The sequence below is a fragment of the Lysinibacillus sp. NPDC047702 genome, assembly GCF_050272555.1.
Lineage (GTDB): Bacteria > Bacillota > Bacilli > Bacillales_A > Planococcaceae > Lysinibacillus.
On record NZ_JBNNMG010000004.1, the window covers coordinates 24,213 to 47,022 of the forward strand.

Below are 22,810 nucleotides of genomic sequence, written 5' to 3' on the forward strand. Positions count from 1 at the left end.
ATATATAGGATAGTTAGTCTATTATAAGGCTAATTATCCTTTTTTATTTACATAATTGATTTAATAAAATACTGTTGGAAATACAGACATTCGTTTGGTTGAAGGACGTAGCCTCAGTGCGAATCTTGAGGAGATCATTTATGAATCCAGTTGTAGGTCTGGATGTCGCAAAAGGTGAAAGTCAAATTCAAATGTTCTTGGATAAACAGGCCCTATAAAAATAGTGTAAAAGTTGAACATACGGTGGAGGGACTAGAAAATTTGGTCTACTACTTAGATAGTGTGGAAGACTATCCCTTTCCACTAACCAGTTAACGAAAAGCCCTTCACAGATAATTACATATACAAAAAAACAAATATTTATTAAGAGAGCCTGTTGGATTAACTATTATCTATCTTTTTTAATAGTTTATTCATATAATTAAAGTGAATACAAGGCGAGCAACGGAAGCACGTCCCATTTACTTTACTATACTTATGTTTCAATATTTCAGGAGGTATTATTTATGCAAATCATCATCAGTGTACGCCCTTAATAAGGGACGTACATTTCTTTAGCCGCCCAAAATTTGGAGGCTATTATGAAACCAATTTACTTTGTTTATACAAAAGCATTTTCTGATTTTAGTTCCCGCATGCAGTTTATCGGATTGTCAAGTGCACTGTTAATAAGCCCTTATCCTGAGCTATATATGACCTTATTTTTTATAGGGAGACAAGTTGGGGGCTTGATGATAAGTTATCTTGCAAGTATAGTTGCAGATCGTTTTTCAAAACGCAGAACAATGATTTTTTCGGAGTTTGCAAGCGGTGGAATTGTATTAAGTCTAATTTTTTTAGAACATCCGTTGTTTATTGTATTGATTGCTTTTTTTCTTGGAATAACATATGTATTTTTCGATGTGAGTTATCGTGCATCCATCCCCTCAATGTTTGGTAAAGAAAATCTTACGAAAATTAATACTCTTCTTGTACGACTTGGAGCAATCATGAGTATTATTGGCTTTACGGCTGGTGGCTTTATTTCTGCATTTTTTTCTTACAAGTATTTACTTGTGTTTGATGGAATAATGTATATCGGATCAGCAATCGTATTGTTAAAAGTTCGCTGGATAGAACCATCTTTGTTACTAAGAACAAATGAACAAAGACAAGCTAGCCAAAACATTATAATGGGAGATGGGTATTTGTTTTTGCTTATAGTGGGCTTTGTCTATCCACTAGCAGCTTCTGCTTATCAATATGCCCTGCCGCTTTTCACATCTATAAAAGAAAATGGTGATTTATATAACGGCTTGATGTGGTCAACGATTGCTATTGGTTCTTTCCTTTCTACGTGGTTTATTAAAAAAGAAGCTGTAAACGAACGACGTTATATTATAAGCTTACTATTGTTTGCGTTTTTTGTATCATTAACCTTTATTTATGAAATAACGTCCTTCACGTTTTTTATTTTATTACTAATAGGAGCTTCTGAAGCATTCGTACAAGTGAATCACTATACACTTTTACAGCGCAGCCACGAGAATGTGCGAGGTCGCTTGCTCGGTCTTAACACACTTGCAACAAGATGTGGGTTTTTAATAGGCTTTTTACTATTACCTGTACTTACGAAGTGGACTTCATTAACAATTGGAATTTGGCTAATGCAAAGTGCTTTAATCTTATGTTGTGCAGTTTATATTTGGCAAAAAAATAGATGGTGATCAATTCTGTCACGGTATAATTGCACCTAGATTCGACTTATACTTGCACAAAGAACTGCTTTCCGATTCTGTGATATTCACTGGAGGCTTAAAAATTATATTCCATAGTACGGCTGTCATAAATATCCAAACTGTTTAAACCTCAAAAACTTTTTGCTTCAAAAGCAAGTACCAACGAATCAAGTAGGAGGAAACTCTGCTCGATACTCGCTTAAAACACCGAACTATCGTCTTTTAACTCTGGTATATCTTGTACTAGACATAATAAAAAGCCTTATCGTGCATGATAAGGCTTTTTTCTGTGGCATAATTATTTTTTTATCGAGTTAGCTCATTTCTCACATACACGTTGAGCTGGACATGTTTGTAAGGCAGAAAAGTGTTTCCCTGCACTTGTTGATTATGTTATTTATTAATCTCGTACACTAAACTATTGATAAGGTCAATGATTGATTGCTTGGTACTCTCGTCTTTCACTGTAGCATTATTGTTAAATCTAGTTCCGACAGATGGAACTAGCAACGACCCATTCTCAACAATAATAGTATCAATCATCTCCAGCGTAAGCAGTAAAGATTCATGAGCTTTGTCTCCGCCAGTAATCGACGGTGAAGCCGTTATAACAGCCACTGGTTTTTTATAAAGTTCACCAGATGAAACAAGCCACTCTAGCGCATTTTTCAAGACTCCTGGTACACCTTTTGCATATTCTGGCGTACAGATTATAAGCGCATGTGATTCACTTAACGTTTTTCTAAAATTCTCAACAACAACTGGTGGTTCCGTTGCATCTATATCCTGGTTAAAATGCGGAAGGTCTTTTATTCCGTTATAAATTGAGTAATCAATACCTTCAGGAATAAAAGCAGATATAGCCTTTAATATATTAGTATTGGAAGAAGCTTCTCGAATGCTACCTGAAATAGCTATTATCTTTTTATGTTTGCCCATTCTATCACCTCTATAAATAGAATACTTGTTCAAATACATAGTAATCAAAGATTTTGAATTATCTTATGAAAATCTGTCAACTTTTACAATAAAAAATCAACTTATTTGTAATTAGGTTTCTTAAATCTCTTAAAAAATATAGGCTGGCCATGTGTATGTTATTCCCCAAACAAGTTTATGAGGCGCTGGTTGGTCGTTGATCTGTCCTGGTTATTAATTGTTGTGAGAAATAACCAAGGGAGGAAACCTTCACCGCACCGACCTACCTCCGAAAGCCTAAAGTGCAAGCTGTACCGATTAACTCCATAATAAAATTTTACAACTGTTAACGGGAACATTTCCCCTTTAACTATGCCCTTATTCCTTAGGTCGAATAATGCATCATCATCGTGGAAAAATACTATTCGTCCTTTTTAGGTATGCTCACTTGGCAAGAAGAATTGCATTATCAGATACTTTGAATCCATTTTTAATATAAAATTTTTCTGACAGAAATCCCTTAGAAGTTGTTAGCACAATAGTATTTATATCTTTCTTTTTAATGTCAGATTCTATCAGTTCTAAAAACTTACTACCTATTCCTTGTTTTTGAAATTTTTCACTTACACAAAATTGATCGATGAAATATTCCATTCCTTTTAGACATGGCTTTTTTGCCCCAATGCTCAATCCAACAAGTTCATCACCTATTTTTAGAACGTATCCAATAAAATAATCGTTTTTCATGTAATTTTCAAAAAAATCTACAACTTGTTTCCTTGACTCATATACATCATTCCAAGGTTCCTTTGAGAAAGTATCAATAAATAAATCAACACAGTCATCAATTATGTCAACTTTCAATGAATATAAATCTGCCTTTAATTCCATAAATACTTACCTCCATCAAATTTAATGTATATATATCACATGTGTTGATTAACCAAAAGTACACAATATTTAATGAATTCAGTTCCCAATGAAATGCGAGTATTTCTTTCAAACCAATACGCCATTCAATCGGCAAGGTAGCACAAAGAAATTGGCGTGTAAAATTAGCGAAAAGATAAGCGTTTGCAGTTGTTTTTCTTGTGTCCTTCTATATGCAGAAATTTTAGTAACACATAAGCAATTAACGCTGAAAAAAGCTGGCTAAATACGGCATTCTTCGTCAGGGGCATCCCCATGCGATTTGTGAAGCTAACATGCAGTTTAATGCTCGAACGTTCGTTTGTAGTTTTGAACTATTGAATATGCGCCTAGTTACATAAAAAAATTACAAGAACTTAACAAATACTATTCCAATAATAGTCAATACTAGAGCGGCAATTCTTCTACTATCAATTTTCCTTTTTTGTAAATTAAAAATTCCAAACTGATCGATTATTACAGCCATAATCATTTGTCCCAATAGAAAAACCATAGTAGTTAGAACTGATCCAAGTACAGGTAATAAGACAATGTTACCTGTTACAATAAATATGCCAAATATACCCGCCATATATACCCAAACAGGAATACGGTTATTTTGAGTATCATACAAAGGAATTTCTAAGCGACGTCTAGTAATCAAAATCATAATTAGCAAGATAATCGCGCCAACAAAAAAAGAAATAAAAGTAGCCCCTAAAAGAGAGCCCGTTGCAACGCGAAGTTCTCCATTAATAGCGGTTTGCAATGGTGGTAAAAACCCAGCAAAAACCCCCAGAATTACCCAAATAATTTTACTATCCTTTTTCTCTTCTGACGACGCAGTTAAATCTCTTTGCTTTTTAGATTGAACCAATGAAATAGCTAAAATCATAATGATAGTCCCGATTATTCTAGTAGTACTAATAGAATTGGCTGATACACCAAACCACTCAAAGTGATCAATTAAAACTCCTACAATCATTTGCCCAGTTACAGTTATTATTGTTGTAACTGAAGCACCTAGTTTTAAAAAAAGAATAACATTAGCCACATGAAAGCCAATACCAGCTATTGCTCCACCGATAAAAACATACAATGGATATGAAAAATCAATCCCAACACTGATTCCTGCAGGATTTACTATTAAATTAATTATGAGTAGTATCACTGATCCAAAAGAAAATGCGATGAACGAAGCTGTTAAAGGTGTTTTTGAATAAGAACCTAAACGAGCACTTATAGATGCCTGAATAGGGAAAAGCATACCTATAATTATCCCCATAATTAAGTAAAGTATGATGATTTGCATAAATTTACCCCTTTTATTTTTAAAATTGAAAAATATTAATTAAATTTGATATTTTTTATACTAATTTGAAACTACAATCAAAGACTTTAAAGACTTTTTATATCTCCGATTTACAAAAAAAATAAAGGCGGATTTTTTTTACAGATTTTTTTTACGAGATCTGATATTTTCTGATTCTTTAACTCTTCCTCCATTTTTTTCTCTGCTGAAAGCATTATTTTTTTTAAAGCACATTCTGAAAGAGAATCTAAACAGCAATCAAATAAAGATGATTTACCCTCAATAGCATGTATGATGTCCAAAAACGAAATCTCTTCCAATTTTCGGCTAATGGAATAACCTCCATTGACACCTGAAGAAGAAATAATCATCCCTTCTTTAGCCAATTTAGTCAATATTTTAGAGAGGTACGTTGGAGAAACTTTTTGATTTTCTGCTAGCTCCTGTACACCAACAAACTTGTTTGATGTGTCCATTGCAAGAAAAAGCATAGAGTGAAGAGCATAATTTGTAGCTTTTGAAAATTTCATAATGATTGAATCACCTCCAGGGCGGGATTGCCACCTTAAAATTTTCTTATTCCTTAAAGCGTCCGATTGTTCATCTTTTACTTGATTACTTCAAGACACAGAAGTATATCTTCCGAAAATCCCTATCCAATGTGCATTCAATTCTTTTCTAAAGAATTTTCCATGAGCTTCCCTAATATCCCCATTTGCACATCATCCGAATTTTCCTCAAATCGACAAAAGGGTATGGAATTTATTCCCATCCCAATACCCTCTCGTTATACCAACCTATAAAATCCCCTACAGTTAACACTAATTCATTAAAACTTTCATCCAATTGTTCATTGCAATGATAACTAGTTCATATTAGCAAGAGGCTTTACCTTCTTTTAGCAGGTGTTTAGAACCACTGAATAAGAATTACAATCAGATTCATCTTACCACCTTTTAATATGAGAGATGCTAATGATGATAATTTATTCTCACAGTTTATGAAAGTAAAAATGGAGGCAAGCCCTACAATATGATCGTGACTGTTTGTGCTCAGGTATCTTTATCACATCGAACCATCCCGAGTAAAGGCCACCCTTTGAGTAAAAAGGTCTAAATTTTTTAAAATTTTTCAATTGAAATATCTGCATTAATTGTTATTGCTACTTGAATTCCCGTTGCTTCTGAAAGAACAATTTCTGTTGGTGCAGGCTGAGCAGCATCACCAGCTGCATACACATTTTTTTCTGATGTTCTTCCGAAATGATCAACAACGATTAACCCATGTTCATCTAAATCACAAGAAAATCCTTGACCAATGGTATTTGTTGTATAAATAGATGGGGTAATAAAGCCTGCTTCTCGCTCAACTTCTAACCCATTTTGAAAGGCGACACTACACAATATCCCATTATGCCCTTTCATTTCTTTAATCTTATCGGTGATCACATTTATCCCTTTATTTTCTAGCTCTCTCTTTTCATTTTCCTTTACTTCATGACCGTTTGTTGCCACAACTAAATCATTTGATAAATTAAAAATTATTTTAGCAGTTCTTGCAACATCACCTGTTTCATTTATATAAATCAATTTTTTATCCTTTAATTCCCAACCATAGCCATATGGAGAAGTAAAAATACTTTTATTATAGTATTGCTTAATATTTGGGATAGCTGTCTGTATTTTAGTACCATCTGTCAAAAGGATTTTCTCAGCAAGATAGTTTTCACCATCTTCTGTATAAATTTTAAAAAGCTTATTGTCTGATTGTTTAATAGCCCTAACGTTTTGACTAACGATGGAATGAATAGTAGGATATTGATTTAATTTTTCTTTTGCTGCTTGCATAAATTCAATAGCGGCATTTCCATTTCTTGAAATACTTTCTTGAAGCTCGAATGCAAGGTGATCATTATTTGTATCAAACAATGCGACTAATCGATTCGCCCTACCTAATAATAATGCAGCATTCAATCCTGCAGGTCCTCCACCAATAATTGCACATTCAAAAATTTCCATCTTTTTTCCTCCAGTTTTTATCACGAATTAAATTCCAATAATTTGCTTTAGATTTTCAAAAGGAATATATCCAACAATTGGTTCATGTAATTTATTATGAATAATCAAACGGGAATGAGGGATTCCAAGCACCTGATATTCCGCTGCAAGCTCTGGGCTTTTGTCAACGTTCACTCTTAAAATTTTCACCTTATCACTGTATTCTTCATTAAGTTGATTAAGAACCATCCCAAACATTTTACATGGGCTACACCACTCTGCCCAAAAATTTATTAACACCATTTTTTCAGTTTTTAAGTGTTCTCCTAATTCTTGCTTTGTTGTTACATGAGCTATTGTCATAATTTATCCTCCTTCATGGAAATAAAAATCTTAAAGATATAATATGCTTTTAGTATTATTTACTTAAACCTACTATCACCCCTTCCAATACATATTAAGGACCCTTAATGTCGATAATTAAGTTAAAATTTTTTAAATTGTACTATCGAAAACAACTGCCATCGCAGCTTTGTATCCTTCTGCAGCAGCAACTATTAACGAAGATTGACCTAATTTTGCTGTCTCCCCCGCTGCATAAATATTTTCCTGCGACGTTCGCCCTGCCTCATCTGTCACAATGCTACCATTTTCATTTATTTGACAACCCAGCTGCTCTGCAAATTGATTTGATCGCACAAAATTAGGTACAATGAATCCTCCAACTCTTTCGATTTCAAGTCCTGAATTAAACACTACTTTGTTTAAATAACCGTCCTCACCATTTAAGCTTTGAATAGGTTCAGTAATAACAGTTATATCTTTTCTTTGTAGTTCATTCAATGTCGGAGCAGAAACTTCATGACCATTTGTCGCTATTACTAAATCCTTTGACCAGTTATAAATAAGCTTCCCTTTAAAAAGAGTATGTTCTTCATTTTCTGAAATAATAATTAGGGGTTGATCTCTTAATTCCCATCCATCACAAGTTGGGCAGCTAAATAAACTTTTCCCATAATAATTTTTAATATCAGGAATCGTTGGGAATCCCTCTTGAACACCTGTTGCTAATATAATTCTCTCTGCAACAATCTCTACCTCTTCCAACGTCTCAATTTTAAACAATCCGTTAGATTGCTTTGTTATATTCATAACTGTGTTTTGATAAAAATGAACTGAAGGATATTTTTTCACATCTTTCAAAGCTATTTCTTTAAACTCTGCTGGTTTAATCCCATCACGTGTTAGAAACCCATGTGATTCCTGCGTCACACGATTCCGATTTGTTCCATTATCAAATAAAGCGACTTTTTTACGGGACCTCCCTAAAATCAAACTTGCATTTAAACCAGCGCCACCTGCACCTATAACTGCACAATCAAATAATTCCATCCGTGTGAATCTCCTCCATAAGTTGTTTAGATTACATGTTGCTTCGTTAAAATGCCAATTTCAGCATTACAACATGCATTCTAGCTTAAATTAAAGTTTAAAAACAGAATGATTCTAAGCTATGACCACTCGAAAGTTGTTTAAAGTAAGAAATAGATAAGTATCGTAAGAAATTAAATTAGACTTAAAAGACTCTTTATATCCCTAATTATTTTAAAAATAATGGTGGATTATAAATCCACGACTATTTTTTCACAAGATCTGATATTTTTCTGTTTCTTAACTCATTCTCCAGTTTTTCCTCTGCAGAAAGCATCACTTCTTTTATTACACAATTAGGATCGTTATATAAACAACAATCAAACAACGAAGATTTGCCTTCAATTGCATGTATAATATCTAAAAATGAAATAGCTTCCCAATTGTGACGAAGTGTATATCCACCATTAGCACCCGATATGGAGTTAATCATTCCCTCTTTTACTAACTTAGTTAATATTTTAGATAAATAGGTGGGAGAAACATTTTGCATCTCAGCTAATTGTTGGACACCCATTGGTTTATTTGGTGTTTCCTTCGCAAGAAAAAGCATTGTGTGTAGTGCATAATTGGTAGCTTTAGAATATTTCATTACTATTATTCACTCCAATAAAAGACTTTACACATCCATAATAGCACTGAATTTAAGTTGTTTCAATATTTATGCCCTCATGTTGAAAAAAGATTACGGTTTTCCCCTGTTTGATATGATCATCCGACAGTGTATTTTATGTCTAAATGAGCAAGAGCGTAACAAACTGAAAAGTGGATTGAAGAGGGACGAGGCTCTGTTTCAGATTATAAATCTTAACTACATAACCTTGAGTGAATACATATTTTTAAATTGTAAAAAGGTAGACAATCCATTCTAATTATATGATTGAACCTCTCAAAAAGAAGTGATTAAAACATAATTATCTCCACTTTCAAATAAAGTGTGTGTACCAATAAAATAATCATTTAATTTGTTTCAACATTATTTCCGTTAGTTCATTTATCAAGATTCCCCATAATGATCTACTCCACGGCCTCCTTTATCGCTTCCACTCGTTTTAAATAATTAAAAATTTAAATTCAAAGATGTTATTGCTTAAATACGCAATAACAAAAAGTCGTCTATAATCTAAGTGTTATTCCACAATTCCGCCCTTTACTTGAATTATAAGTCTTTAATTTCAATTAAGATTTGGTTGTGAATATGATGTTCCATATGCTCAAGATAATCTTGGAGGTCCGTATCTATCGGGAATTTATACCTTTCCTTTTTCTGTATTAATATATTTATAAATACTTAGTAACCAGTTACCAATCCCTTCCTCGATTGGTTTTCCAGTCATATGGCAAAATCTCTTTTAATAAAACAAACGTGTCATTTTCAACTTCTACAACAGCCTCTAAGTTTTCTTTTGAAAGCTGACTGATTAACTCCCGGCACCGTCCGCATGGTGGAACAGCATTTCCTTCCGAATCAACTGCTACAAAGGCCTTTATTTGATATTCGCCATTTTTTAACATGTCTACAACAGCTGCATGCTCCGCACAAAAACCCATGGAACAAGCTGTATCTATACTAATTCCTGTATAAATATTACTATCTACAGTTTCAATGGCTGCACCAACACTTCCATACTGAACAAAATCATTTAATTCTGTAGGTGAAGTAACTGCAGTTGCAATCTTTTTTAATTCTTTATGATTCATAAGTGTGAACCTCCTTTTCTAGAAACATGAAATCGATTGGGTAAAAATTAAATCCATCAATATGAAAATCAGTAATATCTGTACCAGGAACTCCGTTTAACCAAATAAAAATTGTCACGAGATATTTTTCAATTTCCGCTTCAGATAAGTCAGGATTTCTATTTTTGTTGACGACAGAGCTTCTCGTTGATAAAAAGGTACCGTTTCCGTCCAGCTCCATCGCTCCGCCTTCAATAACAAATTCTTCCATAACAATTCTTCCAATGGTTAATTCCCGACTGATGCGTTCACTCATCAAAGCATCCTCTGCAAAAGGAGTTTTCTCTCCCCAGCCATTAAATTTCGGCCCCCAAATTTTTAAATTCTTATGTTGTTCATAAACAAAAATCGGACCATTATCCCTTGACCACACATCATCAGTAGGAGCTAAAAAAAAATCAATCATATTCATATTGATATCTTGGTTCTTAGGGTATGGTTACATTATATTGCTTCACACAGTGTCAAGCTCAAGGATCAAGTCAAAGTCTATTTGATTTCATTTCAATGGTTTTCAACCTCATTTTTAGCGGAGTATTTGCCCCTATACTAAAGCAAAAACACCCATTCGAAAAGAGGTTTTCAAAAGATATAAAAAAGAAAAGGAAGTAGAGAAAAAATTCTCTATTTCCTTTAACTAACAACTTTTCTAATTCCCCCACCTATATAGGTAGGAAACTAAATTTTTATAATGGCTAATACATCTTGACCCTCTGGATCCATGCCGGCTTCAACGAAACCGAAGCTTCCGTAAAAGTCTTTAGCTACAGGATTATTTGAATCGTAACAGATTTCAATCTCTTCTAATCCATCTGTTTGTTTAATTTCATCAAGGGCTAGAAGCAAAGCTTTGCGCCCGATACCTTTGTTTTGATAATTTTGATCCACCATAAATCGCCAAATTGAAATTCGTTGTTTTGTTTCAGGTACCCACATGAAAAATCCAACAGGCTTACCTTCTAAACAAATTGCTCGTGTTTGATAAGATGGGTTAAATTTTGACTCAACGAGTGACCACATATTTTCTGCTACATAATCATACTGGTTTTCAGCTACAGATAGGTCACAAATTTCCTCATAATTATTCTTATCCACATCGGTAAGGGTTATATTCATTTAATGTAATCTCCTTTTGAATAGTTAGTAGCTTACTTTCTCAGAAAAGACAAAGGTATTATCATAGAGATAATTATTATTTCTTTTTACACTTTTTCCAAATAATTTTTGCTATTTTTTACCATATCCTTCCTTATCTAACCTCCTTTTCAGCTAAAACCATTTAATTTTACAAATCTAAATTATATGCTAATTCAAAGCAATTAACTGAAAGAGAATACTTTCTGGTCGGTTATAAGTAGTTTGCAACCGAACGTCCCTAACAGTGCAATACGTTATGCTGTATTCTAAGTCCATAAATCCATCTGTATTTATAAGCTGCTTTGAACAGTTGAACATACCGTAAAGCGCTCTAGGATATCTATTTTTCATCAATTTGTTTGTAAAGTATATTCTGGGTAATCACCAATGCTTTGCTCTAATAACTTAAATGGCTGTTTTTTTAAATGGTGATTGAAGAAATCTAGTGAGTAATCGTTAATAAGGTGGTGAGCACTTCGTATATTGACTCCATCCATCTTTTCATATAACGGTAAAAACAAGTAAAAATCGGAAAAACCCATATGTGTCATATTTTTAATTTGAAGCCAATAATTTTTATGAAGTGCAGCATCTTGATTCTTCGATAAAATGGCCTCTATAAGTCCGCTAAAGTCCTCATTAGCATTACTTTCATCAGCACTCATCAGCATAAAGGGTTTCTTCAACCCTGCTGCCGTAACTGGACGTTTACCATATGGAAAACCATCCATATTAATAGCTGCTTTAATTCTAGAATCCCTCATTAACATCTGAGTAGCTGTTGCTCCACCAAATGAATGACCAAACATGCCTATATTTTGCATATCAATACGGGCCGTAAAACGATGGTCTGGATCAGCTTTAGCCAACTTTTTCACTTGGCTCAGTACAAATTTCACATCTTCTACCCAAACTTCATTAGCTTCATCCCAATAAGTGACTAATTCCGAATCTTGTGGTACAAAATTAGCTACTCGTCCATCTGAAAAAATAGAAACTACACTACTGTAGGTGTGATCTATACTTACAACAATATATCCATGACTGACTAATTGTTCGATCTGAAAATTGTTCTGATTTTTATGTCCATTAAAACCATGTGAGAAAATAAGTATAGGATAAGAGGATTCCTGATTGGATATCATCACATTTCAATGGCATTTGTTTTGACATAGCCCAAAGTTGTAAATAAAAGTTTGGGTAAATCCAACACTTTACTGTACGCCTCGGCAAATACATCTCCATCAGAATGGTACTTAACTGACTCACCTTTAACCGTTGCATCTGCAGGATACCAGATTTGTACCATTAACTCTCGTTTGTCGCCAGATTCGGGTGTCAGCGTTTCTTCTCGCTGCCTATCCAGCCAATCATAGGTAACTGTACCAATTTTGTACGGACCTGTGGGCTTCTCAAAGGTGAACACTGGAAATATAATTGGTAGAGCCACTGCTATGGATGAATAAATCACAGATAGCGCTGATAATGTAATCAGCTTTGTAGAGGTCTTGTTAGCTACTCTCTCTTTAGGCTTGGATTTCAATCTGATGGCGAGAATTACTAGTGGGACTACTGTCATCGTATAGGCAGGAATCATTTGCCAACGCACACCTTCAATAACCCCATGCATCAATGTAATGATGGCGGAAATACCAAAACCAATAAGCAACTGACGCTGCGATTTGTTTTTAGCGAAAATTAACCATCCTAATAAAAAAATATTGAAAACAATTAGTAACATTTCAATAAACCTCATGATTCTATTACCGACCTCCTCATAATTGCTAAATTAAATAAGACCTTCTTCTGTTGGGGAGATTCAAGCTTTAAAAAAGACAAAACTCCTTGTTTGTCTTTCTTTCTATTAACTATTAATAGCGTGAATTCATCAAGAAAGTTTTCAGGCACAATATATGTAACAGCCCATTTGTAATCTAGAGACTATAAAGAGAAAAAAGTTCTTTCATTTCTTCCTGAAAAGATACATTTGCCTTTGGAACTCCCTCTGGATTAACCACAACTCCTTTTTGACGATGATTTAAAATAAATCCTTTTTGTTCTAGCTCTTTATACGCTTTGTTCACCGTGTGTAAATTGATTCCTATATCTGCTGCTAATGAACGAACAGATGGTAATCGTTCACCTGGAACAAGCTCCTACTTTGCAATACCTTCAATAATACGATGAATAAGCTGTATATTAATTGGCGTTTTAGACTCAAACTCTAGATGAATAATCAAAGGAATCCACCCTCCTCTCTGTATACGCTGAATTCTTCAAAAAAGTATAATAATCAATCATTACTTTTTCCCAAAACAATTTCTGCTATTTTATTAGCATATATTAAAGGTTCAGATTCTTCATAATTACTTAGTACCACTATAGTCAATCGCTCCCCTGAGAAACGGATAAGTTGTGATTGGTATCCAGCCCAACCTCCTGAATGCTCTAAGTAATGACTATTAAAATCTTCACCAATAGACAAGCCAAAAGCATAGTCTTCATTATCAATAATGTTCACACCAGTTGGAGTAGTTTTTGGTCCTACCTCTCCCATTCTTTTTACAAGTTCCTTCCCACCAACAATACCTGTAGTGAAGTTTTGTCCCCATTTTACTAAGTCCTCTACATTTGTATGAACCGCTCCATCACCAGTATGTTCCCAAGGACTTTCATAAATTTCATATGCCCCTTGCTCAGTCTTAAAATACCCACGAGCAACTGGAATTTTGGTAGGATAGCTATCCACGATTGTTGTGTCATTCATATTTAAAGGTTCAAAAATGCGCTCCTTCGAAAATTCGCGAAGAGATTTTCCACTCACTTTTTCAACTACTAAAGATAATAAAAAATATCCTGTGTTACTATACTCAAATTTTGTTCCGACTGGAAAATCTGCCATTTGATGATTTCCAAGATGCTCTAGCGATTGTTCAGCAGTTAATTTTTCCTTATCTGAAAACCCTTCTTTTACAGCTAGTTCCATATAATCTGTTAAACCACCCGTATGATGAATTAAATGTCTCAAAGTCACAGGTTCAGCATATGCACCTAGGGAAGGTACGTACTTTATTATTGAATCGTCTAGACTCAGTTTTCCCTCTTGTTCCAATAGCAAAATGGAGAATGCTGTAAATTGTTTAGAGACTGAGGCAATATTAAAAATCGTTTTTGTCGTAATCGGCAGGTTTTTCTCTACCGATTCCAAACCAACCGCCCCTTTATAAGTAGCGCCATCGTCGAAGCTCGCAATATAAGCATAACCGGGTTGATCTAGCGATATTTTATTAAATAATTGTTTAATCGCAGCATCTGTTGTTGAATTGTATGTACTATTCTCAGTACCTTTTGGCTGTTGATTTTCATTTTCCGTTGAATTAGAAGAGGAGTGACTTTGTTCAGAATTTTGAACAATCGGCGTTGAATTTGTATCCTCCTGCGTTTTTTTGTCTGAAGATGGAGAACATGCTGTTAAAATTAATGAAGATGACAACATGAGCGACACAGTAGATGTAAAAATACTTTTTTGGTTCATAGTGAAAAACTCCCTTATATTAATTTCTTTGCGCTTAAATCATGACTATTCATATCTTACTTTTCCAATTTAGAGTCATATTTTATGATAATAATAATTATTTTGGTCTATATTCCTACAAACGGTAATAATGGATGACCAGCTCCAATAAATCATCTCGCCATTATCTTCCAAATATAAAGGCAGTATTCAACCCAACCGACCTTTTACCAATAATGGCGCATTCTTAAAGCATGACACTCTCCCCTCTTTACAGACATTGCACACTTGTGATATCTATAATCAGATTAAAAAAATCTTTAAAGTATATAGCAAACTGTGCTCCTCTCTGTTTGCATTCCGAACAGATCGACACCCCTATGCAAAGGCTCTTCTTCAAATTAGCGTTTTTTTATAGCAATACTAACTTCTGTGACATATTCAGCTCTATCTAGTGTAATAAATGCATCTGTATAATATATTTCAATAAATGGTCCATCTAAACGATATCCATTTAAATGTGCCCAATCATATAAGGCACTATATGCATAACTGATACTGTCATAATTACCTATATGTATGGTATAGATAGAATTTCCTTCCTCAAAAAACTTTATTCTAGTATCCTTTACTTCTTCTTCTACTTTTATTGGTTGGCATACTTCTACATCATACTGCGAATTATCCCCCTCCTCCATTGAATGAAAAATTGCCAAATGTTTGCCCCTCAAAATTGGATTCTTTTTATTTATGGATATTAGAAGTTGATCTATTAACAACTCCAAGCCTTTTTCATCAACATTTTTTCTTATACATATAGCATGAAATGATTTTCTAACTCCCCGAAAAACGTCATAGGTGTTAACCCTTGTTATCTTCTTCTTCGGTTCAATATAAGTTTTCATTTCCTCAATAAGCTGATAATATTCAATTGTTTTTTCGTACAATTCAGCAATCTTTTGTTCATAACTTTCTTTAAGTGTTTTGGTATCCATTTCCAAGACTTTTTTTATTTCATCAATGGAGAAATGGTATTTACGCAATAATTTTATCTTATTCGCTTTAGCAATATCCTCTTTCGTATAATATCTATAACCATTCGTTTCATCTTTTTCTGGCTTTAATAAACCTTTCTCATCGTAATATCTTAGCATTCTTTGAGATATTTTATTAATTCTCGAAAATTCCCCTATTTTATACAAGCAAAACACCTCCTTGGTAGCACAACGTTAATCTACTATCTTATATACATTTCTATACAAGATTTCTCTATATAAAATAAACTCCTCGTTCGTTAAAAGTTGTGGATAGCTCATAATTTTTAGTGGTAAATCATCCTTTTCCTTGTGAAGAGGAGGTTGTACATATTCGAAGGAATTAAGGCGATAACCTAATCGCTCATAAAAGCCTATTCTCCGCTGAGCCAATTCCGTGTCAGGATACTCCACCTCTAATAGAATGGGCTTTTTTGACTCTTTCATATAAGCGGCCAACATTTTTCCACCTACTCCACTCCCGCGCAAAATTGGATCGACAGCAATATGTTCTACAAACCGAAACGAAGGAAATTCCCATGCTGCTAAAAAAGCAACAATTTGGTTGTTGTTATTCGTTTCCGTAATAAGACGGTAATAGGGTTCGGCTAGTAACCCTTTCTGTCCTGCATAAGTTCTTCGCTCACTTTCTGGAAATGATACTTCCATCAGTGCAAAAATTTCATCAAACTCTCTTCCATTCATAATCACATATCTCCCTAATCTTAAACTTTTAAATAAAAATGTAATGGGGGTACTACATTACCACTTAATAATAAAAAAAAGTTGTGATTTTTTAAAAACAATTACTTCAATTACATTAGCTAAAATTATTATGCTTCAAAAATATTCGCTAAATAAAGATATCCTAATAAGTCTTTCCTGCCATGTTCCAATTTTATGTAGCTCACTTCTTTAATCATAAGTCCATTAATTTTTCATGTCCTATTCTGTAAGTAGTTTGTTTTCATCGTCTATTATTAACCATGTTCCCCCATTATTAAAAGACTCGATCTTCTGTAAAGCACTTTACTAATAATTGTTGTAAATTAGTTTTTAATCATCATTAATTATATATACATATTTCCCCAATTCTCAATCCAGTTTTTCCTTATCAATTGTCTAAGAAATTAATACTCATATACTATCCCCTAAATCATATTCACCTTGACGTAATTCATTTTGTGATAAAACTTTATACAGTGTTTTTTTCATCTCAATGATTATTAGTTTTCACTAATTGGGCTTTTATGGGCAACCCTACCTACTTTCTCTGTTGTTGTTAGATTATTAGGCGGAAGCCTTACTGCCCGTTAAAGATATTATAAAGCTTCACACAGTGTTAACCTCAAGGCTTTTTTCATTAGAAAGGATATCCAAGACTTTACTTCAGCTAACCTGACCACTTTTATCTTGCGCCCGAGCAGTTCTTCATCATAGTTTTCTAATGTAATCAATTTCCCAATAGAGAGAAAATATAGGTCTTAGTACCAAAGTCTTCCTTTTCGATTATTCTCCTATATCTAAAATATGTGTTCAATTCTTAGTCCTTGTCTTCTCTTAGAAATCAAAATTATAATAAGTGGCAAACAATAGAAAGTAGAGGTGTCCAGAATGAAAATTCTTATTATTGGAGGAACCAATTTTATCGGACCATACGTGATTCGCAAACTTCATACCATGGGTTATGATGATATTACCTTATTTCATCGTGGCAAGACTGAAGTCGACTTACCTTCTAACGTAAAACACATATATGGGGACAAAATGCACTTGGAGCAACATAGGGCGGCATTTAAATCCTTATCTATCGACGTAGTAGTAGATATGATTGCCTTCACAGAAACAGATATCGAACCCGTATTGCATACATTCCGCGGCATTACGAAACGGCTTGTGATGATCAGTAGTCAGGATGTTTATCGTGCCTATGGTGTAGTCAGACAGGCTGACAAAGGACCGTTAGAACCGTTACCGATTTCGGAGGATTCTGCAGTTAGAAACAATCGTTACCCTTACAAAGATCCAGCCAAGGATCCAGATGATTGGTGCAATCGTTATGACAAAATCCCTCTAGAAGAGATAGTCATGAACGACCCTTACTTTACAGCAACTGTTGTACGTCTGCCCGCGGTTTACGGACCAAATGATCCGCAGCATAGACTGTTTCATTTTTTCAAATTAAAGCCATTGCATAATGACCGACCGTTTATTTTACTGGATGAAGGTTTTGCAAATTGGCTTTGGTCACACGGATATGTGGAGGATGTCGCTTATGGCATTGCTTTAGCGATTACGAATGATCGTGCAGCAGGACGCCTATACAACATAGCAGAGCTTCAGACGAGAACAATGTTGGAATTCATTCAGGCTATTGGTGATCAGTTGAATTGGCAAGGTAAAATCATCCAAGTTCCATCTGGTCACCTTCCAGACGAGTTAGGTATTCCCTTGCGTACGGAACAAAATATTATCGTCGAATCCAAGCGAATTCGAGAGGAACTAGGTTATCGGGAAATTTACTCTTTTAATGAAGGCCTAAAAAAAACATTGGATTGGGAATTAGCTCATCTGCCTGAGGAAATTAATCATGTTGATGACAAGGACGATGAGATGCTAAATGAATTGCGCAAAGCCGGATTAGTTAGTGCAGATCAACATTTATAAGTCAAAAACCCAGAATCAGCAACCACCTATTATTATCAAGTTTGCTACTTTTTACTGACTCAATCCTTTACGATAAGCAATAAATAAGCTGGGTATAGATTACTCCCATACCCAGCATTTTTTCACCTCTAATGGCTATGTTTAAAAGAGTTTAAAGATTATTGTGTTAATCAAGATGTTATCTTCATACAGGTATCTCCATCTAACTTTTAGGCTAAGGGGTCTTACTACCCAACCATTTGTTAATGTAATCTATCGTCGTACATTAATTGAATTTGAATACCAAAAGGATCTTCAATTATACCATATGCTTTGCTAAAAACATTATTAGACAATGGAACAATGATTTTTACTCTCTCATCTGCCGTCAAGCTCTTATAAAAATGTTTGATTTCTTCTAAGTCCGCACTTTGAATACACAGTGAAGTGTTATTCCCCACTACATATTTTTCTGTAACATCCATTGTATCTTCTGCTAGCATTACCTTTGTTAATCCGATAGATAAGACGGAGTGAGAAATATAATTTTTATTCTCTTCCGTAAGTTGCAGAGAGCTATCGCGTGTTGCCATGTCTTCATAGGTAACGAGTAACAATTCCTCTGCATTAAAGTGCTTTTTGTAAAATTCGACCGCTTCTTCAGCTTTTCCGTTCATAGATAAAAAAATGGCTACTTCTAGTGTTGTACTCATAGTATCAATCTCCCTATAAATAATAATTTTAGGTAAATATCTTATCAATTGATATTACCCTGACCCTATTTTAAGATGTAAAGGTATCAAAATATGACACCTTTAAGGGGTTTTAATAATGAAGAAGTCAGAAAGATTAAATGACATGATTAGATACTTGAACAATCGTGAGTACTTTAATTTAATTGATCTAATGTCTAAATACAATATTTCGAAAAGCACGGCTCTGCGTGATATTAGTTCATTAGAACAATTAGGTATGCCTATTTTTGCTGAGCATGGCAGGCATGGACGTTATGGTCTCTTAAAAAAAAGACTGTTATCCCCCATTATCTTTACCATAGATGAAGTGTATGCTCTGTATTTTGCAATGTTAACGTTAGAATCTTATCAATCAACACCATTCCATTTAAGTGTTACTAAACTAAATGAAAAATTTGAAAACTGTCTGTCTAAAAATCAAATACAGCACATTCACCAAATGAAAAAAGTTCTGCAATTTGAAGTAAATCAACATAATAATGTTAGTCAGTTTTTAGATAAAATTTTAAAAAGCATTCTTAATGAAAACACCTGTAAGATTCAATATTTGAAAAATAACGTGCAAAAAAGTTACCATGTTCAATTTTTCAAAATTTCTGCTAGGTTCGGTCAATGGTATGTTACAGGAATAGAGTTCAAGACGAATAAGTATAGAGTTTTTAGATGTGATAAAATAACCTCTATAGAAGAACAAAATATAGACTCTCACTTTTCAATAGATGACCTTATTAGTCGCTCATTAGAAATTTATCAATCGGAGAAGAGTATTGACTTTGAAGTTGAAATTTTAGCACAGGCGAAGGATATTTTTTATAAAGAACCTTACCCTTCTATGAATATAGAAATTGGTAGTAGAACAGTCATTAAGGGATTTTATAACCCTGGTGAAGAGGAATTTATCGCCAACTATTTTCTGAAATACAGTCATAATGTTAAAACTGTTAAGCCTGATTCATTAAAACAAATTATCCAAGATAAAATACAAAACCTTTTGAAACACTATGAAAAATTATAACTTGAAAGGTAAAAAGAGTAGAAATAAGAAAAGGAGAAAAACTAAACGTTTTTCTCCTCATGTTGTTGAAATACTATTATGTCAATGACATCAAGGTGACAAATCAAAAAGTATAGCCCTTTTTCAAAACGAGAGGTTGATCTCCGTTCCGACTGAGCGCTTTGTTGCTGTCGCTTCGCTTTCGCACAGAGCAAAGCTTCCTGGGGGCGTCCGATGAGCCGCTTGGGGCAACAGATGTTTTTTGCGCGAAAGCGAAGCGGCAGCAGCAGGAGGTTGGTCACGAAGGCATTATCACAGGACGTGATGCCTTTAGCCTTCGTTCCCCTAATATACTCGCTCCAGGGTCTCATCTGTGACGCTGAATCCCCGAGGAGTCACTCAGTCTACACTCCAATCAACCACTGCTCATCGTATATTTTCTCTGGTATTCCAAACAAATTTAAAGTAATAAATTGAAGTCTTAGCCATCACTTTATTATGCAAAAATGGAGTTTTGATAACATTTTTTTGCGAAAGCAGAGCAGTACTTTATGTAAAGTTACAAAGTAGTTTTATGCATAAAATATAGGTTAATAGCTGAAGAATTTGTACCAATATTCTATCCATTTAATGATGGTGAGTAACATGCTTTTACTTTACTTTTGAGGGAAGAATATATTTAAAGTTTTACACTATTGCAGATTGGAGTGCAAGGCTACTCGACTCCCGTGGGATAGCGAGACAGACGAGACCCTGAGGCCAACACGATGTTGGTCACGAAGGCGTTGTCACAGGATGTGACGCACTTAGCCTTCGTTCCTCAGCGCAGGAAGCGGCTCGTCGCTCGCCCACAGGAAGCCTTGCTCTGCGCGAAAGCGAAGCGTCAGCGGCAAAGCGAGTAGCCTGGAACGGAAATCACCTTCATTTGAATTAGTAGTATTCACAAAGAGTCCCTTGACCATTTAGTTTTTCAACACTATGAGGAGAAAAACTAAATCGTTTTTCTCCTCTTTTTTATGCCTTACCATCATCTGTCGTTAACCAATTCACGATTCCTACTATAGGGAATGTAATTAATGCTGTAATAACTACTATTATAGGTGCTATACTAATTGTTTTTGCTATATAAATCAGATATATAATTGGCGCGAGTAATAGAATACTAGTTACTGTCCATCCTGCAACTGCTACATAATGATACACACCTTTTGCCCATTTTACTTTTACTAGGATTGGTAAAATCAACAGTAAACTAATGATTGCTGGAATTGTAAATGCGTAGCTAATACCTTTGAAAGTAAGACTCGACATCACCGCCAATACGATCCATAAAACTTGCGTGCTTATGACGAAATTCACAGTACCATACTTTTTTGAAATCCACTTCGCCAAAAAGAACGAGAGCACAATAGCAAGTAAGACCATCAGCGTAAGGATTACCGGATCATAAGTACCGAACATAACGATACTATCTTCATCTATTGCAACATTGAATACAATTGTTAATAGACGAATTAGAAGGAAATAGAAAATGAAAATAGAGACAAGACTACCAATCGTTGCTATTAAACTAAAAGTAAATCCTTTAATCTTTGTCACTTGCTTTTTAAAGCTGAAGAAGAATATTGCGACTGTTAAGAGAAGTAAAACAATCATTAATGGAATTACAAACTTTTCGGAGTACACAACTAATGTTTTTTTCATTAATGGGAAGTAAATCGCATCATCTTTACTATCTTCTAAAGCTTGAAACTCTTTTGCGTCCATCATCATAAACTTTTTCACTAAAGGAAGAGCATAGTCCCCAAAATGACGGATCGTTTCCTCGTCACTATTCTCTACACGATCTATCTCTGCATGATACGCCTCTAAACCACCCATATTTGCAAAGTTATACCCTAATTTTTTTGTTACTTTTAATTCAGTAAAATCTGTATCATTTGGCATCTTTTTATACATTTCAGAAGCAAAGGAGTATGCTACAGGGTATGGAACAGTCTCCTTATACAATTGCACCAACTTTAAATCATTTGAACTCGTTTCAAACATAATCGGTACCCCTGTATTACCTCTTGCTTCGAAGTTTAGCATAACACGTACTTCGTCTAAAATATCCGTTCGCTCTTGCAAAGCACTCGCTCCGAGTAAACCTTGCTCTTCACCGTCTGTTAGAACAAAATAAATTGTATTTTTAGGTGCTGGCATTTGTTTTAAAGCTCTTGCCGCCTCCATAATTGTGACAACACCGTAACCATCATCTGATGCTCCAGGAGTTTCTATTTCAGAATCATAATGAGCTGTTAATAAAATCGCATTATCATCACCGGATGTTCCTTGGATTTTTGCAATAATATTTTCAACGTTTTCTGCACCTATTTCTATAGCATACTCCCCACCACTTATATCCTTCACTGGCTTCGATTGAATTTCAACTGGAATATCTATATTTTGAAAGTGTTTGACAATATAATCTTTTACCTTTTTATTCGCAGAAGAGCCTATAGGATGTGGTTCCTTTGCTACTTCTTTTAAATAATTAAGAGCTCGGTCAGATGAAAAATCCTTTTCTGTTTCCCCTACTTCAACTTGAGAAGGACTTAAAAATTGACTAAAACTTATAAAAGACGTTAACAATGCAAGTAAAATCGCAAAAATAAGTAACTTTCTTTTTTTCATCTATTTCTCTCCTTATCTTTTACTTGAAA

At 34.4% G+C, this 22,810-nt stretch carries 20 protein-coding genes and 2 pseudogenes; 3 read left to right on the plus strand and 19 right to left on the minus strand.

What is annotated here, in order from left to right; translation table 11 throughout:
* Positions 1-581: 581 nt before the first annotated feature.
* A complete protein-coding gene (locus ACQKIM_RS03230) occupies positions 582-1,706 on the plus strand; it encodes an MFS transporter (protein WP_427538979.1) in 1,125 nt (374 codons plus the stop codon).
* A gap of 405 nt (positions 1,707-2,111) precedes the next feature.
* Here the strand turns inward: ACQKIM_RS03230 and ACQKIM_RS03235 are convergent, their stop codons facing one another.
* The 17 genes and pseudogenes from ACQKIM_RS03235 to ACQKIM_RS03315 form a co-directional block, all read right to left on the minus strand.
* Positions 2,112-2,657 carry an NADPH-dependent FMN reductase gene (locus ACQKIM_RS03235; RefSeq protein ID WP_427538982.1) on the minus strand — a complete coding sequence of 182 codons (546 nt, stop codon included), beginning with the start codon at positions 2,655-2,657 and terminating at the stop codon, positions 2,112-2,114.
* 423 nt (positions 2,658-3,080) lie between these two features.
* The gene (locus ACQKIM_RS03240; RefSeq protein ID WP_427538985.1) at positions 3,081-3,527 is read right to left on the minus strand and encodes a GNAT family N-acetyltransferase; all 447 of its coding nucleotides are present in this window, start codon (positions 3,525-3,527) and stop codon (positions 3,081-3,083) included.
* A gap of 385 nt (positions 3,528-3,912) precedes the next feature.
* Complete coding sequence (locus ACQKIM_RS03245) at positions 3,913-4,857, minus strand: DMT family transporter (protein ID WP_427538988.1); 945 nt, start codon at positions 4,855-4,857, stop codon at positions 3,913-3,915.
* A 110-nt stretch (positions 4,858-4,967) separates the two neighbouring features.
* Complete coding sequence (locus tag ACQKIM_RS03250) at positions 4,968-5,387, minus strand: Rrf2 family transcriptional regulator (protein ID WP_427538991.1); 420 nt, start codon at positions 5,385-5,387, stop codon at positions 4,968-4,970.
* Positions 5,388-5,978: 591 nt separating this feature from the next.
* Positions 5,979-6,875, minus strand: coding sequence for an NAD(P)/FAD-dependent oxidoreductase (locus ACQKIM_RS03255; protein WP_427538994.1), 897 nt, complete (start codon positions 6,873-6,875; stop codon positions 5,979-5,981).
* A 27-nt stretch (positions 6,876-6,902) separates the two neighbouring features.
* Positions 6,903-7,217, minus strand: a complete 315-nt coding sequence (locus ACQKIM_RS03260; protein ID WP_427538997.1) for a thioredoxin family protein — start codon at positions 7,215-7,217, stop codon at positions 6,903-6,905.
* A 132-nt stretch (positions 7,218-7,349) separates the two neighbouring features.
* The gene (locus ACQKIM_RS03265) at positions 7,350-8,246 is read right to left on the minus strand and encodes an NAD(P)/FAD-dependent oxidoreductase (RefSeq protein ID WP_427539000.1); all 897 of its coding nucleotides are present in this window, start codon (positions 8,244-8,246) and stop codon (positions 7,350-7,352) included.
* 244 nt (positions 8,247-8,490) lie between these two features.
* Positions 8,491-8,877, minus strand: a complete 387-nt coding sequence (locus ACQKIM_RS03270; protein WP_427539003.1) for an Rrf2 family transcriptional regulator — start codon at positions 8,875-8,877, stop codon at positions 8,491-8,493.
* Positions 8,878-9,587: 710 nt separating this feature from the next.
* Positions 9,588-9,986: a cytidine deaminase family protein gene (locus ACQKIM_RS03275; protein WP_427539006.1), complete on the minus strand. Its 399-nt coding sequence runs from the start codon at positions 9,984-9,986 to the stop codon at positions 9,588-9,590.
* Between the two features lie 49 nt (positions 9,987-10,035).
* Positions 10,036-10,452: pseudogene (locus tag ACQKIM_RS03280) on the minus strand (agmatine deiminase family protein); the annotation flags it as partial.
* A 251-nt stretch (positions 10,453-10,703) separates the two neighbouring features.
* Positions 10,704-11,141, minus strand: a complete 438-nt coding sequence (locus ACQKIM_RS03285; protein ID WP_427539008.1) for a GNAT family N-acetyltransferase — start codon at positions 11,139-11,141, stop codon at positions 10,704-10,706.
* Between the two features lie 371 nt (positions 11,142-11,512).
* Entirely contained in the window at positions 11,513-12,307 is a 795-nt protein-coding gene (locus tag ACQKIM_RS03290; protein WP_427539371.1) for an alpha/beta hydrolase family protein, read from the minus strand.
* Positions 12,307-12,918: a hypothetical protein gene (locus tag ACQKIM_RS03295; protein ID WP_427539011.1), complete on the minus strand. Its 612-nt coding sequence runs from the start codon at positions 12,916-12,918 to the stop codon at positions 12,307-12,309. Before ACQKIM_RS03295 ends, ACQKIM_RS03290 begins: the two co-directional genes overlap by 1 nt.
* A gap of 178 nt (positions 12,919-13,096) precedes the next feature.
* Positions 13,097-13,306, minus strand: a pseudogene (locus ACQKIM_RS03300) (GntR family transcriptional regulator); the annotation flags it as partial.
* 149 nt (positions 13,307-13,455) lie between these two features.
* Positions 13,456-14,697, minus strand: a complete 1,242-nt coding sequence (locus ACQKIM_RS03305) for a serine hydrolase domain-containing protein (RefSeq protein ID WP_427539014.1) — start codon at positions 14,695-14,697, stop codon at positions 13,456-13,458.
* 380 nt (positions 14,698-15,077) lie between these two features.
* Entirely contained in the window at positions 15,078-15,878 is an 801-nt protein-coding gene (locus tag ACQKIM_RS03310) for a MerR family transcriptional regulator (RefSeq protein ID WP_427539017.1), read from the minus strand.
* Positions 15,879-15,905: 27 nt separating this feature from the next.
* Positions 15,906-16,415 (minus strand): GNAT family N-acetyltransferase, encoded by a 510-nt coding sequence (locus tag ACQKIM_RS03315; RefSeq protein ID WP_427539020.1) that lies wholly within the window; start codon positions 16,413-16,415, stop codon positions 15,906-15,908.
* Positions 16,416-17,324: 909 nt separating this feature from the next.
* Between ACQKIM_RS03315 and ACQKIM_RS03320 the strand changes: the two genes are divergently transcribed.
* A complete protein-coding gene (locus ACQKIM_RS03320; RefSeq protein ID WP_427539023.1) occupies positions 17,325-18,377 on the plus strand; it encodes an NAD-dependent epimerase/dehydratase family protein in 1,053 nt (350 codons plus the stop codon).
* Between the two features lie 242 nt (positions 18,378-18,619).
* Here ACQKIM_RS03320 and ACQKIM_RS03325 read toward each other — a convergent pair whose 3' ends face one another.
* Complete coding sequence (locus ACQKIM_RS03325; protein ID WP_427539026.1) at positions 18,620-19,069, minus strand: VOC family protein; 450 nt, start codon at positions 19,067-19,069, stop codon at positions 18,620-18,622.
* A gap of 118 nt (positions 19,070-19,187) precedes the next feature.
* Here ACQKIM_RS03325 and ACQKIM_RS03330 point away from each other — a divergent pair, with 118 nt between their 5' ends.
* Positions 19,188-20,126, plus strand: coding sequence for a helix-turn-helix transcriptional regulator (locus ACQKIM_RS03330; protein ID WP_427539029.1), 939 nt, complete (start codon positions 19,188-19,190; stop codon positions 20,124-20,126).
* 993 nt (positions 20,127-21,119) lie between these two features.
* On the opposite strand, the gene ACQKIM_RS03335 is transcribed toward ACQKIM_RS03330, so the two are convergent.
* Complete coding sequence (locus ACQKIM_RS03335; protein WP_427539032.1) at positions 21,120-22,781, minus strand: M28 family peptidase; 1,662 nt, start codon at positions 22,779-22,781, stop codon at positions 21,120-21,122.
* Positions 22,782-22,810: the final 29 nt, after the last annotated feature.